Source organism: Bartonella sp. AP20NXHL (assembly GCF_042196165.1).
In the GTDB taxonomy this organism is placed as follows: Bacteria; Pseudomonadota; Alphaproteobacteria; order Rhizobiales; family Rhizobiaceae; genus Bartonella.
In genome coordinates this window covers 76,278-91,878 of record NZ_JBHIPV010000002.1, presented here as the reverse complement: position 1 = coordinate 91,878, position 15,601 = coordinate 76,278, and the positions used below count along the sequence as shown (strand labels likewise).

Annotated in this window: 8 protein-coding genes; 5 read left to right on the top strand and 3 right to left on the bottom strand. The window is 37.2% G+C overall.

Annotated features, from left to right (window positions below; genetic code table 11):
- Window positions 1–60 precede the first annotated feature (60 nt).
- Window positions 61–1,314, bottom strand: a complete 1,254-nt coding sequence (locus ACFILL_RS01600; RefSeq protein ID WP_375643125.1) for a CCA tRNA nucleotidyltransferase — start codon at window positions 1,312–1,314, stop codon at window positions 61–63.
- Between the two features lie 248 nt (window positions 1,315–1,562).
- Here ACFILL_RS01600 and ACFILL_RS01595 point away from each other — a divergent pair, with 248 nt between their 5' ends.
- The 5 genes from ACFILL_RS01595 (at window position 1,563) to ACFILL_RS01575 (ending at window position 9,872) form a co-directional block, all read left to right on the top strand.
- Window positions 1,563–2,594: an AAA family ATPase gene (locus ACFILL_RS01595; RefSeq protein WP_375643126.1), complete on the top strand. Its 1,032-nt coding sequence runs from the start codon at window positions 1,563–1,565 to the stop codon at window positions 2,592–2,594.
- Window positions 2,595–3,506 carry a DUF58 domain-containing protein gene (locus ACFILL_RS01590; protein WP_273791245.1) on the top strand — a complete coding sequence of 304 codons (912 nt, stop codon included), beginning with the start codon at window positions 2,595–2,597 and terminating at the stop codon, window positions 3,504–3,506.
- The gene (locus ACFILL_RS01585; protein WP_375643128.1) at window positions 3,503–6,301 is read left to right on the top strand and encodes a DUF4159 domain-containing protein; all 2,799 of its coding nucleotides are present in this window, start codon (window positions 3,503–3,505) and stop codon (window positions 6,299–6,301) included. Before ACFILL_RS01590 ends, ACFILL_RS01585 begins: the two co-directional genes overlap by 4 nt.
- Complete coding sequence (locus tag ACFILL_RS01580; protein WP_375643129.1) at window positions 6,298–8,394, top strand: glutamine amidotransferase; 2,097 nt, start codon at window positions 6,298–6,300, stop codon at window positions 8,392–8,394. Before ACFILL_RS01585 ends, ACFILL_RS01580 begins: the two co-directional genes overlap by 4 nt.
- Before the next feature lie 593 nt (window positions 8,395–8,987).
- Entirely contained in the window at window positions 8,988–9,872 is an 885-nt protein-coding gene (locus tag ACFILL_RS01575) for a metallophosphoesterase family protein (protein ID WP_375630853.1), read from the top strand.
- A gap of 1,454 nt (window positions 9,873–11,326) precedes the next feature.
- Here ACFILL_RS01575 and ACFILL_RS01570 read toward each other — a convergent pair.
- Both ACFILL_RS01570 and ACFILL_RS01565 read right to left on the bottom strand, forming a co-directional pair.
- On the bottom strand, window positions 11,327–12,151 hold the full coding sequence (locus tag ACFILL_RS01570; RefSeq protein WP_273791555.1) for an outer membrane protein: 825 nt from the start codon (window positions 12,149–12,151) through the stop codon (window positions 11,327–11,329).
- A 443-nt stretch (window positions 12,152–12,594) separates the two neighbouring features.
- Entirely contained in the window at window positions 12,595–15,540 is a 2,946-nt protein-coding gene (locus ACFILL_RS01565) for a bifunctional [glutamine synthetase] adenylyltransferase/[glutamine synthetase]-adenylyl-L-tyrosine phosphorylase (RefSeq protein WP_375643130.1), read from the bottom strand.
- Window positions 15,541–15,601 lie beyond the last annotated feature (61 nt).

Here is a 15,601-nt window from a genome sequence, read left to right as displayed (position 1 = left end):
TTATAAATTAATATGTTGACTTAAAAAATATAAACAACAGTGGGTTTGTAAACAGATATATTATAAATCAATTTTTTCTAATAGTGCATGACGATCCATTAAAAATCCGCTTTCAACCCATATCATTTCTAGCTCTTTAAGCTTTTTTCCTAAAAGTACACCTTTCGTAAAACCTTTCTTTATTAAATCGTTACCATTAATAGGAAAAGTTGGAATCTGCCATTTTTTGGCAAGTTGATGAAGCTTGACATAACCCTCTGCTTTTTGCAAAGCATCACTTTTTTCCAGATGATCAAGATGTGATGCAGCGACAGACAACGATAATTGATCTAAAACTGGCTGTCGTCCATGAAAATAAATCAGTTTTTGCACAAAATGATCAGAACAGTTTTGGTTTATTATTTCTAACTCTGCCCATTCTTTTAATCGCGTTCTTTCTTTATGGGAAAAATGCAAGCGCTGTGCCATTTCATGAAGACGTATGGGGTCAGGAGGAAGAAGGCTTTCTAGCCGTAATAATGGATCAACTTTCCAACCAAGAGTCTGTTCTGTCTTCACCAATGCGTGAATTGCATCAATGCCCCATCGTTCTGTTTCAGGAAAAATGAGTGCCAAAATTCTGCTTTGTCGCATCCATAAAAGAGCACGCGTTGGATCAAACGCCGCAAGAAGCTTTTTCATTTCTGCCCAAATACGTTCAGAAGAAAGTTTTTTTAAACCGTGTTTTAAACGAACACATGCCTTCAATCCTTGCACATCAGGTCGCCCTGCTCCATACCACGCAAAAAAGCGAAAAAACCGTAAAATACGCAAATAATCTTCGCAAATACGATCTTCTGCAACCCCAATAAAACGAACTGTTCGGCTAGCAATATCACTCAAACCTCCCACATCATCATAAAGGTTTCCAGCAGCATCACAATAAAGTGCATTTATCGTAAAATCCCGCCGTTCAGCATCTTTTTTCCAATCACGACCAAATGCCACTTTTGCATGACGACCATCTGTTTCAATATCGCAGCGAAGCGTTGTAACCTCATAAGAACATGAATGAGCAATTACTGTTATTGTACCAAAAGCAATCCCTGTAGGAATAGCTTTAAATCCTGCTTCTTCTACACGTGCAATAACCTGTTGCGGCAAACAGGTTGTTGCAATATCAATATCACTAATAGGCTGCCCTAGCAGTTGATTGCGCACTGCTCCCCCTACAATACGCGCCTCTTCCCCCTCCTCAGACAAAACACGAAGAAGTGTTTGAATATCACTTTGTTGTAACCACGCAACCTGTTTGAAGTTCTGTCTTATATTCACCCTTTAACCTTTCAAAAAAGTTGTCTTCATTGCTTTAAAGCACCCTCTTCATAAAACAAAATTTTTAAGACATCCCTTATAAAACACGTCTATTCCGTCCAAAGAAACTTTTCTCTTCTTATATACGAATATGAAAAAAATGGCATATGATACTTCATTTCTTCTCATTTTCTGTTACAAACAATAAGATATTCATTATCATGCAGAGAAAATTACCATTTTTGCGACAAACGCCTTAAGGAAGAAATATGAGTCAACATGATCCATCATCCAATTTTATAAAAAAGGTCAATATCAATCATGAGGCTCAAGTCATTATTGATGATATTGATACGGCACACAAAGAATTGGATATTTTACAACAAGAAATTGACAAAGTTATTTTTGGGCAAAATCAGGTAATCGAATATGCTTTAATCGCTATTTTTGCTGGTGGTCACGCCCTTCTTGTCGGTGCTCCAGGACTTGCAAAAACACGTCTTGTTGAAACATTGGGAACAGTCTTAGGACTTGATGAAAAACGCATCCAATTCACTCCTGACTTAATGCCATCGGATATTATTGGTTCTGAAATTATGGATTCCGATAAAGACGGTAAACGTTCTTTTCGATACATTCAAGGTCCTATTTTTACGCAACTTCTCATGGCCGATGAAATCAATCGTGCTTCCCCACGGACACAGTCAGCCCTTTTACAAGCTATGCAAGAATATCATGTTACTGTTGCAGGTACCCGTTATGATTTGCCACAACCTTTTCATGTTCTTGCAACGCAAAACCCTCTCGAACAAGAAGGGACATACCCACTTCCTGAAGCACAACTGGATCGCTTTTTGATGCAAATCGATATTGACTATCCTGACCTCACAACAGAGCGACGGATTATTTTAGAAACAACAAAAGAAAAAAAATCAAATGCAAAACCAATTTTATCCGGCAAAAAATTGCAAAAAATTCAAAATATCGTTCGCAAAATGCCTCTTTCAGAAAATGTGATTGAAGCTATTTTAAAAATTGTCCGCTCATCTCGCCCTCATAAAGACAATAGCCTTGCTAATACTTATGTTTCTTGGGGACCTGGTCCACGGGCATCACAAGCCCTTTCACTTTGTGTTCGCGCCCGTGCTCTTTATTATGGACGCTTAGCCCCTTCACTTGATGATGTTGAAGCATTAGCCTATCCCGTATTACAACACCGCATGGCTCTTAATTTTTCTGCCCGTGCTGAAGATATAACCGTAAAAGATATTATCAATAACCTTGTGAAAGATGCTCTTTGAATGGCACTTGGCAAAAAAGTTTTACAAAAGCCTCCATTGTCGCTGGCAAATGAACTGCATAAGGATACTGGCAAAATGCCATATTTCCTTTTGCAAGCGCGTCATATCGCTAATACACTGATAACCGGATGGCACAGACAACGTAAAAGCGGTAATGGGGAAAACTTTTGGCAATTTCGTCCCTATATGGAAGGAGAATCCATTACCCGCATTGATTGGCGTCGCTCAGCGCGTGATGAAAATACGTATCTGCGCGAAAACGAATGGCAAATGACACAAACCGTTTGGCTTTGTCCTGATCAGAGCGCATCAATGCATTACTGTTCGCGCTTTTCTAAAATCTCTAAAGGTAATCATGCCATTATTCTTACCCTTACCTTGGCATCCCTTCTTGCACGCAGTGGCGAACATATTGCTATTCCCAACTTAATGTCCCCCACAATGACATCCAATGTCGTAGAACGAATAGCCTTTGCTTTAGAAAATCATTCAGATGAAAATTCATTTCCGGATTTTTCAACGATTACACGCTTTTCACATGTCGTTATAATGAGTGATTTTCTCGACTATCCTGAAAAAATCATCCAACATTTAACCGTTTTAACTACAAAACAGGTGACAGCTCATTTAATTGAAATTTCTGATCCCGCAGAAGAAAGCTTTCCCTACACAGGTCACACAGAATTTTTGGATCCTGAAACGAAAGAGAAACATGTTTCCACTAAAGCAGAAGATCTTCGTAAGAGCTATTGTAAACTATATCACGCAAGGCGACAAGAATTGGTAAATTTTTGCGCACGCCAAGGATGGTCTTATCACGTTAGTACAACGGATCAACCTTTAACAGAGACCATTTTTCATCTTGCAAATACAATGAGCGACTCTCCATTGCAAAAAAGGAGGGCACTTTGAGTTTTGCTGCTCCCTTTCTGTTACTAGGGCTTTTGTTCCTACCGGTCATTTGGTGGCTGTTGCGGATAACTCCTCCATCTCCGCGCAAAGAGCTTTTTCCCCCTTTTCGCTTCTTACCCAAACCAACTCATCAACAAGAAACAGCAAAACATACACCTTGGTGGTTGCTCTTGTTGCGTTTAACCATAGCGGCACTTGTTATCATAGCTCTAGCACGCCCCACTTGGAATCAAAAACCAATCATCTTTTCTGGATCTCAACCCCTTGCACTCATTATTGATAATGGTTGGGCTTCTGTAAAAGAATGGAAAAAGCGCATCTCTATCACTGAAATGCTTCTTGCACAGGCAGAAAAACAGCAAAAAAATATTTATCTTGTTGCAACGGCTGAAAATGATATCTCCAATATAGAGCCCCAACCAGCCAAGGTTATAAAACAGCATTTAATGCATTTGCAACCGCGTCCTTGGCCTGTCAACCGTGTGCATGCCTTCAAAAAACTCAGCGAAATAACCAAAGGAAAACCTCTTGATATTGCTTATTTGAGTGATGGATTACGAACAAATGAAGATGAGCAAGCTTTTGCTCATCTTGAAGAATTAAAACCTAGAAACTTCTTGTGGTATTTGACTGATATTTCCGATTTAACCGGCATAACATCCATAGAAAATAACAATGGAAACATGGGCGCGCGTATTATCCGCTCAACAACACACAGCAACACTCCCGCTATACTCAGCCTCTACGATTCAAATAATCAACTTCTCGGTCAATTTACGAACAATTTCTCTGAAGGAGAAACAACAGCACTTGTTCCTTTTAATGTACCACTTGAACTACGCAATGATATCGCTTGGATAAAAATAAACAATCAAAACCATGCTGCTGCAACCTTCTTGGTAGACAGCCATAACAGGATAAGCCGTGTTGCTCTTCTCTCACCAGATACCAATGAAATGGCACAGCCTTTACTTGCTCCATTTTATTACATTATCAAAGCCTTACAAGGTCATACACAGCTTATAACAGCCGGTGGAAGAGAACTTTCAACGGATATTGATCATTTGCTTAAACAAAATCCATCTGTTTTGATTATGGGTGACATTGTTAACATACCCCCAAAAGCAGAAAAAAAACTTTCTTATTTTGTGAATAAAGGGGGAACACTCATCCGCTTTGCAGGAGAAAAACTCAGTGGCGCAGAACATTACGATAACCTTCTTCCGATACCACTACGCCCAGGTCAACGTTCCCTTGGAAGTATTATGTCTTGGACAAAACCACAAAAGCTTGCCCCTTTTGCAAAAAATAGCTTTTTCTTTGATCTTCCTTTTCCAAAAGATGTTACTGTCTCGCGCCAAATCCTCGCAGAACCAACCCCAGATCTTTTTGAAAAAACGTGGCTTAGCCTTTCGGACGGAACTCCTCTTATTACCGCAGCAAAACGTGGTAAAGGAACCCTCATTCTCATTCATGTTGCTCCTGACCCAACATGGTCTAATCTTCCTCTTTCTGGCTTTTTTGCACAAATGCTGCAAAAATTAATCACATTAGGTTCTAACGAAAACACAAACCTAACACACAGAGAAAAAAGAACCGTGGTACAAAGCCCTTGGCGAACTATAGCCGTTGACGGACAATTACAAGTACCACCCTCTGATGTTGTTCCTTTGATCTTTGACTCTCAAAATCCACCCCATCCTTCCTACCATACTCCCCCAGGACTTTATGGTGTCAAAAACAATTTTTATGCACTCAATCTCTTAACTCATTCGTCGCACTTGATGAAACAATTATCATTGCCAACTTCTCTTAATAAAAGCCCTTTATCTTACGATACAAAAGAAAAAAATCTTATTGGTCCACTTTTAGGATTAGCCATCTTATTATTCGCCTTTGACAATTTTCTCATTTTATGGATGGGAGATATTTTTTCTTTCATGAAACGGCGTAATATGTTTCTCCTCCCCTTTATAAGTCTTATTGCCTTGTTTTCATATGATCCAACTCTTCATGCACAAACGAAAGAAAACCATCATGATAGTGTACAAGCTGCCGGCGCAACACATCTTGCCTATGTTATAACCAATAATCATGAAATTGATACAACGAGTAAAAGTGGTCTAGAAGCGTTAAGTCAATTTATCGCAGAGCGCACAATGCTTACCCTCGGCTCTGTTACAGCACTTGATCTCGATAAAGATGAACTCTCTTTTTATCCTCTTATTTACTGGCCAATTGATGTTAAAAGTCCTATACCAACCCCCAAAAGCCTTGAAAAAATAAATAACTTTATGAAACATGGGGGAACAATTTTATTTGACACGCGCGATCAGATAAAGAGCAATCTTAATCTTGAAGGAGATGCCACTCCAGAAACGCAAAGATTACGAGATATCTTAAAAGAGTTAAATATTCCATCCATTGAGCCAGCATCAACAGATCATGTTGTTGCACGTTCTTTTTATATTATGCCAGATTTTCCTGGTCTCTACCGTGGTTCACCTTTATGGATTGAATCCTCCTCAACAAACAAAAAAAATAAAAATTCTCTTGCCAGCGGCGATAATGTAAGTTCTCTTCTCATTACTGCCAATAACTTTGCCGGTGCTTGGGCACTCGATGAAAAAGGGACATGGAAATATCCCCTTGTTCCCAATGATCCAATGCAACGTCTATGGGCATTTCGTGCAGGTTTAAATATTGTCCTTTATGTTCTTACAGGAAACTATAAAGCGGATCAAGTTCATGTTCCAGCACTCTTGGAACGCTTTAAAAGAGAAAGAAGGCAATGATATCATTTTTCACTTTTCAGCCTTTTTTACCACTCATTTGGATTCTGTTCTTAAGTGGAATATCGATTCTTTTTGTCGTTGTTGGTCTTGTTACGCAACGGCAAGGTTCTTTATTTCGTCTGATGGCATTAAGCGCCCTCATCCTTGCTTTGCTCAATCCAATGATCATAAAAGAACAGCGCGAACCACTGAAAAGCACAGTGGGAATTGTTATTGACCGCAGCAAAAGCCAAACATTTGGAACACGTACAAACGACAGTGATGAAGCGCGCGCGCAATTAACTCAAGCATTGGCGCATTATCCACAATTTGAACCACGCTTTATTGAAGCTGGAAAACTTGCTGATAATCAGTACGCGCCCTCAACGAATTTGTTTGAGGCTTTAACACAAGCAGTATCTGATGTACCGCTCTCTCGTTATGCAGGAACCATTTTTATCACCGATGGACAAGTGCATGACATTCCTGACCTATCAGACCTTCATCATGAAGCACCTCTCAATGCTCTGATTACAGGGCACTCAGAGGAATTTGATCGCCAAATTAAGTTTATCTCTCCTCCACGATTTGCCCTTGTCAACAAACCACAAACGCTCTCCATTTTGGTAGAAGATAAAGGCCCCACCAAAAAAACAATACCACAGAAAGCAAATATTACACTAAGCATCAATGGACAAGACATTGGCCATTATTCTGTGACTCCTGGCGTGATTTTTCAAACTGAAATTACCCTTCCTCATGCTGAAAAAAATATTATCCAAGTTATAACCGATCCACACAAAGGTGAACTAAGCTTTGAAAACAACCGCGCCATAACAATTATTGAAGGAATCAGAGAAAATTTACGCGTTCTTCTTATTTCAGGTGCTCCTTATAATGGAGAACGGACATGGCGAGACCTTTTGAAAGGTGACTCCAATATTGATCTTGTTCACTTTACTATTTTGCGTCCTCCCACCAAAGCAGATAATACGCCCTCAAGCCAATTATCCTTAGTGGTCTTTCCCACAAGAAAACTCTTTGTTGAAGAAATTAATAACTTTGATCTCATCATCCTTGATGGCTACCAGCACTCTACTGTTCTCCCCTTAATCTATTATGATTATATCGCCCAATATGTACAAAAGGGGGGGGCATTGTTGATGGTAACAGGACCTGAATTTGCCCAAAAAAACTCACTTGCGAAAACACCTTTAATAAGCATTTTACCGGCATTACCTAATGGAACTATTATTGAAAAACCTTTTCGCCCCACATTAACCAAAGAAGGTGAGCGCCATCCTGTCACAAGAGGTCTTGCAACACTTAACCTTCCAGCTTCTCAATGGGGGCAATGGTTGAGACAAATTGCTATTCAAAACATAAATAACGGAATCGCCCTCATGAAAGGAGCCGATGAGCAACCACTTTTACTTCTCTCGCATGTTGATAAAGGACGTGTAGGCATGTTGCTTTCTGATGAAAGTTGGCTTTGGGCTCGAGGTTTCGAAGGCGGCGGTCCTTATGCTGCTCTTTATCGACGAATTGCTCATTGGCTCATGAAAGAACCAGAACTTGAAGAAGAAAAATTAAGTGCGACCAGCAGCCATCATCATTTAACAATTCGCCGCCAAACTCTAAAAGACCATCCAGAACCCGCTGAAATAATCTTTCCCTCTGGAAAAAAAGAAAATATTACTCTGACCAAAGATCAAGAAGGCCTTTTTACTGCAACTGTGACCACTGATGAGACAGGAATTTTTACCATTAAAAATGGCGATTTAACAATACTTTCTTCTGTAGGGATGCTCGATAATCTTGAGTTGTTTGACTTGACTTCAACACAAGAAAAACTAGCCCCCATTATTAAGCACACAGGCGGCTACATCGGACGTTTACACCCTGAGGGAAAAGAAAACATTCATCTTCCTCCATTCAAGCTGATTCAATCAAAAACAAGTCCGTCCTCTTCCCCAGAACATTCAATTGTTCTGAAAGAAGCAACAGAAACCCGTTTAATCAATACCTTTTATTTTTCGATATTTTCTGGTTTTTTTGCATTGCTTGCTTGCCTTTTACTGTTGAGCAGCATGTGGTATTATGAAGGACGTTAAAAGGTTTGAGATTTCGTATAATAGTTTTAAAATTCAGCTTATCTTTTTACGTATTTACTTGTCTTTTATAATTAGATAACGTATTGATTTATAACTAAAAATACAGTATAATTCTCCTTATTTCAAATATCCTCATATTAAAAAAATAAAAAACATTCTCTTGCGTATTATTAGAAGAGATGCAGTATGGATAGAAACCATCGAAGAAAAGAATGAAATACCTCTTATGAATCCTCTTAAAGCAAGGATTTTCATAAAATTGGGGGAAAATAGTATGATGGTTTTTATTTGCACCTTGTATAAGCGTAGAGATGGTAGTGTACAGTAAGCCCTATATACTTCACAGAAGCTTTCTATTATAGCATCGAATACCGGTCGTGAAATTAGCTCAAACGCATTGAGAAATGTTTTTTTTTACAAATATGTGAATGTACAACACAATGATATTCTATTGGGGATATTCTATTTGGAACATTCCGCTTGAGGCGTTCTTTTTTGCAAGCTAATTTTTATTTTACAATCTTTCTTGCCTTTAAGCACTAACTTATCTTATGTTTATTCTTTAAATCGTTTTTAATACTCTACGAGCTTTTATGTTTTATCTTGCCCATATATCGGATGTACATCTTTCACCTCTCCCGCAACCTTCCCTCTTCGAACTTTCTGGGAAACGTCTTACCGGTTATCTGAATTGGCAAAAAAAACGTAAGAGTCAGATGGCAACAGACGTCCTAGAAACTTTAATAGATGCCTTGAACAAAACAAAACCTGATCACCTTGTGATCTCTGGTGATCTTGTAAATCTTGCTCTCGATAAGGAATTTGAACAAGCACGTCGTTGGCTACTTAACTTAGGACAACCTCAAGATATTTCTTTGACATTTGGAAATCACGATGCCTATGTCCGCGGCGCTTTCCAAAAAGCATGCACTCTCTTTAAACCTTGGATTACAGGTGACATCCCTCAAAAAAGCGTCTTTCCTTATATGCGCATTCGCAAAGATGTTGCCATCATAGCAGCTTCTTCAGCCATTGCGACACTGCCTTTTCAAGCTTCTGGTTATTTTGGTAAAATGCAAGCGCAAACTTTACCGCTCTTTTTAAAAGAAGCAGCACAGCGCAACCTTTTTCGTGTCGTCATGATTCACCATCCCCCCTTTCCCAATGCAACGTCTTGGCATAAAAAACTACGGGATATAAAACGTTTTCTAAACGTTATCAAATATCACGGTTGTGAACTTATTCTTCACGGACATACTCATTTACCCACATTGAATTACATTGAAGGACCAATTAAAAAAATTCCTATTGTTGGTGTTCCTTCCGCATCACAAGCTTTTGGTGATAAAAAACCACCCGCAGGCTTTAATTTATTTTCCATTGAACGCTTACAAAATCAATGGCATTGCCAATTACAACGTTATAGCATTATCAACCCCAAAAACGAGATTGCATGTACTGAAACAATTAATCTTTAAACACCTTCATAGTTGCCAAAACAACCAAAAACGAAAATATTTTTATTTCATATCCCTTTGGAAATCATAATTCTTATTTCCCTTTTTCTCCTTAAAAGACAAAGTTTCACCTTCTCTGTTAATAGATCAATTTTTCTCAGAGAATTCCATCTGCTGCCCCACTTATGTAACGAGCTTTTTACAAACTTATTGGTTTTCTTCCTTCCCGCCCTAAAGGACGAAAATTCTACCCCATCTGATTTATAAATAATCCGGATTCTTGTCGCACGGGTTCCAGCTGCTAATTGCGCATGTGATTTACTTCACAAAGCTCTACACATAAACCCTGCTTTAAATTTCATCATACACTCCTCCAAAAGCATCTAATGCGTAAAATCCTTATAATATTACAATGATGATATTTTATAGAATAATAGAGAAGCTCATTCAGCTTCTATACCTGAAAATAGATGACTAAAAAAGCCAAATAATAACTAAAGTATATAATTTAAATAACCCAACCTACTTGTGATTTATAAACAAATAATGTTGATTGATTTATCGTAAATAGATTTGAAATAATCCCTTACTATTTCACTCGATATTTATTATCGTACATTTAAAAAAAATATAAAAAATAATAGATTATATTTCGATAACAGATATAGGTAATAATGTTTTTTATGTCTCGATAAATTCCTAATTTGCTATCTATTTTTTCCTATAAATAAATTTATAATACTCTTTATAATTATTTTATTATTATAAATTATTATTTATAATATCACATAAAATATCTAATAATAATAAAAATTATAATATGAATTTTTATTATTATTGAGTTATATTGCGGATGTAATTTTACGTGCTTTAGAATTTTTTTTGCGATCTTTTTGTTATTAAATAAAATATTTTACGATAACGCAAAACAGAAAAGTCGATTGTATCAGAGGTCTTTCAAATAAAACAAAACACCATTAAGTTGCCAATTCATGTGTTGGTTTAAAAAAGCATCTTTTACAGCACCCAAACTCATTTCCCGACGGCACCTATGAATGATGTAATGATAAGTCCATTTAGCATCACCATCTTTACGTTTATGGAAAAGCAAGCTAGTATCAAACCTCACACTTTGCCAATCCCCAATGTAGCGACAGCTTTTGGCACTTAAGATGATTCATAAGAGGCATTTTTATTCTTTCTTTAATGTTTTTTATCTCACTGCTCTCCCTCCTTTTGACGTACAAAAGACGCGGTTTTGATTGGTCAACATGGTATAGGTTTAAAATGAGAAAATCTTATGATCCTTGGATCTCTCACTCAACATGACAAAAAGTAAATTATATTTATAAATCAACGTATTGTTCGAATAAAATAGTAGCTCTTTTGAGTGAAGAATATTTTCCAGCGCATATCTGAAAAATAAAAGCCTCATTCGAAAATGAGACTTTTGAATTGTTTAATTCTGCAAAAAATTAAAATTTATAAGCTACACCCACGCGGAAATCATTTGTTTTGTAGCCCATTTCAAATTTATCCTGTATGAACTTTTTTTTGCCAAAATCTGAATAACGATATTCTGCACGCACAATAACATTATCAGTCATTGCAAAATCAATACCACCTCCAAGGGTGTAACCAATCATGGTCTTTTTTTCATCATGCAACCAATCAGAAAAATCAACTTCTCCATTTTTGCTATCAGTAACTAACCCAAAAATATTCTGAAGCTGCGTATAAGCAACCCCTCCGGAAATATAAGGCATCATACGCTCAATCGCAAAACCAACTCTCACCCGTGTAGCACCAGCCCATTTTTGTTTTAAGGTATGACGTACAGCTTTAATACGCCTTGTTGAATCATTCTCATGCAAATCTCTTGTTAGACTTTTTTCTTCTGTAGGTTGTGGTTTTTCTTCAGTTGGACTTTTTTCCGGTAGATCGACATCTTTAGAATCCTTTTTACCAGACCACATAATATCCGTATCAATACCTATAATAAAACTATTATCGATATCAATATTGGAACCTGCATAAACTCCCCCTATAAAACCAGAAAGTTTAGGTAAATTCTCCTTTCCAATTGGATTCCATATCCTTGTCTCATCTTTTAAATAACTTGCAGTTGTTTTACCTGAAAAGTTACCAATCTGTCCTCCAAGATAAAATCCTGTCCAAGAAAAAGCAGGCGCTGCAATAACAGGAACAGGCTGTTCAGGAATAGCGATATCCGATGCCTGTACTACAGAAATTGAAATTAAAGAAAATATAGATGTTGAGGCTAAATACTTTGTAATCATAATTGCTCCCCTAAAAGCTAATGTGATACATAAATAATAATAAATCGTTTCACACTTTTTTCAAAAAATCTATAGCAAAAATGACACAGTTGAAAAATTAAAATCTTATTTATAATTTCCTAAAACTATTAATCTATAGTAGCTTTTATAGCTTCATATTGATCATTATTATCCAGAATTATATAAATAATTATAATATCAATTTTTTGAAAAGAATGAGATAAGGCTCATAAAGCATATCATTCACTAAACTAGTCACTCATCGTTTTTTGTATAAAGAATAATACCTAGAATAGCACATTTAACAGAGAAATTTTTTCATCACACTTGAAAAACCACTAGAGAACTTCACTCTACCCCTCTCAAGCGTGTAATGAAATAAAAGACAAAAATTAATATATAAAAATGGAATTAATAATTTTTATTATTCTTATAGAATTATTTTAATGTTTCATGATTTTTGTAAAAACTGAACAGACCAATTGCCCAGTTTCTGCAATTAATTTTTCAACACGAAGCAAATCAGGTTCCCCAACACTATTTAACAAAAGGTCACTTAATCCAGGTGGCATGTCATTGGGATCAAGAGAATCATTTAAGCAAAGCCGTATAATTTGACTCAAATTTGTATAAAGACGATAGGCATAATGTAAATCAGCAATACATGACTGATTAAGAAAACTGTTTGGTAAGTGATCTAAAATATCCGCTGTCGTCGCTCCAATTTGAAACTCAATGACATGCGTAATAAGAGAAAATTGAGCAATAAACTCCAAATCCATAATGCCACCAGACATCGTTTTAAAATCCCATTGATTTTTTGGCGGCTTTTCTTTTGCAATCAAGGAACGCATTTCACACACTTCTTTTGCAACTTCCTTCTTATCACGAGAAATAGCAATAATTGCACACACTTCATTTTCTAGCTTTTGTAAAAAATCAGGATCTCCTGCAATGCCTCGAGCCCTTGTTAAAGCAAGATATTCCCATATCCATGCTTCTTGGCGATAATACTTTTTAAAAAATGGAAAAGAAACAGCAATAGGTCCTTTATTGCCTAACGGCCGTAACCTTAAATCAACGACATAAAGAACACCTTGGCTTGTAAGAGTGGATAAAGCAGAAACGAGGCGCTGTGCTAAACGCGTATAATATTGAGAAATATAAAGAGGCTTTTCTCCATCAGATATTTCTGCATCATCATCATGTTCATAAAGCAAAACGAGGTCAACATCGGAATCTGCTGTTAATTCACGACTTCCAAGTTTCCCCATACCCAATATGCCAACACGCCCTCCTTTAATACGACCATGAAGACGAGAAAATTCCTCTTGAACGGTAGCAAATGTTTTTGTAATCATAAGATCAGCAAGTGCAGTAAAAGCAAAACCCGCTCTTTCTCCTGTAATTGCACCATTCAAAATTCGAATACCAATCAAAAAACGTTGTTCATCTGCAAAAATCCTTAAATGGTCAAGAATCTCCTCATAAGAAAGAACATTTTCAAGAAAATATTCAAGCCGTTTTTCTAAATACGTTTTTGTTGGTAATTCTGAAAGAATATTTGGGTCTAACATTCCATCAAAAACGTGGGATCTGCGTGTAATAATTTCTGCAAGACGTGGAGCAGCACCCATAATAAGGACAAGCATATCCAAAAGAGAGGGATTAGACTGCAAAAGACTAAAAAGCTGAATTCCTGAAGGTAAGCCCTGTAAAAAACCATCAAAACGCAACATCGCCTCATCAGCTCGTTTTGTCCCACCAAAAGCTTTCAAAAGAGCTGGTGTTAATTCCGTTAATCTCTCGCGTGCTTCGGCTGATTGCGTTGCTTTATAACGACCAAAATGGAGCGTGCGCATAATACGACAAATATCACTTGCTCTTTCGAAGCCTAAACGGCTTAACGTTATTAATGTCTCCGGATCATCTTCTTCACCGGTAAAAACTAAATTACCAATTTCTAAACCAAGTTCTTGCTCATTCTCAAACAGTGCTGCATAATGTTTTTCAACAACCTGAAGTGTTTTTAATAAATCACGGATAAAACTGCTACTGTCTTGATAACCCATTAAATAGGCAACACTTGTGAATTGAGCAGTATCATTTGGAAGAAGATGTGTTTGTTCATCGAAAAGCATTTGAATACGATGTTCCACATTTCGAAGAAAAGCATAACTTTTTATAAGGCTATTTCTCGTTTTCTCACTGATCCAACCAAGCGTGTGAAGTTCTGCTAACATTGCAACTGTCTGACGTCCACGTAATTGAGGAAAACGTCCACCAGCAATGAGTTGCTGTGTCTGAACAAAAAACTCAATCTCACGAATACCACCACGACCTAACTTTATATTATGCCCATAAGCTGCAATTTGACCGTAATTTTTATGCGCATGAATTTGACGTTTGATCGAATGAATATCAGCAATAGCAGCGTAATCTAAATATTTCCGCCACACATAGGGAAACAGCTCTTTGAGAAAGTTAAAACCTGCCCTCTTATCACCAGCAACTGGACGTGCTTTAATCATGGCTGCTCGTTCCCAATTTTGCCCACGCCCTTCGTAATAACGCAATGCAGTCCTTACTGGTAAGGCCAAAGGGGTTGAACCTGGATCTGGACGAAGACGAAAATCAAGACGAAAAACATATCCTTCCGCAGTGCGTTCTTGAATGATACGGATTAATCGGCGTACCATTTTAGAAAATACGTCAACACTTTCAGAAAGATTACCAATATGAGGTGATGTTTCATCAATGAAAACAATAAGATCAATATCAGAAGAATAATTAAGTTCCCCTGCTCCTAACTTTCCCATCCCTAAAATAATTAAACCACAGTCTTTTTCTGGATTCTCACGGCTTAATAAATTGATCTTACCATGATCATGCGCTTCTCTTAATAGAAAACGTAGTGCTACACTTAATGCTGCTTCGCCCAAACGTGTCAACCAAGCACATGAAACTTCGTAAGTAAAAACACCTCCCAAATCAGCTAAAGCAATGAGAACATGCGCTTCTCGTTTTTTGCGCCTTAAAGCAGCCATCAATGAAGTTTCATTTATAGTTTCATCCTTATCGATAGCCGTAATATCATCTATAATTTCGCTCAGCCTTGTTTCTACATCAACATTTAATAAAGCACTAAGATATGATGGATTGGCAATTAAAACCTCACGCAAAAAAGGAGATAAGGTCATAACCGAACTGATAAAATCAATCTGCGTTCCACTCTCTGAAATGATGGAAATAAGCGATTCTAAACCTTCTTTCCTTGCTTGTTCTTCCATGTCTTTTAACCATTGGGAACTACTTTTATCGAGAGGGCATAAAGGGAGAAGCTGTGTTTTTAAAAAAGCTTGTTTCGTCTGCGCTCCCTTGAAAAGCATTTTGCTTTCCTTTCTACTGCTTTATACTTTTAAAATAGTTGTTACGTATGAAAAGAGAAAA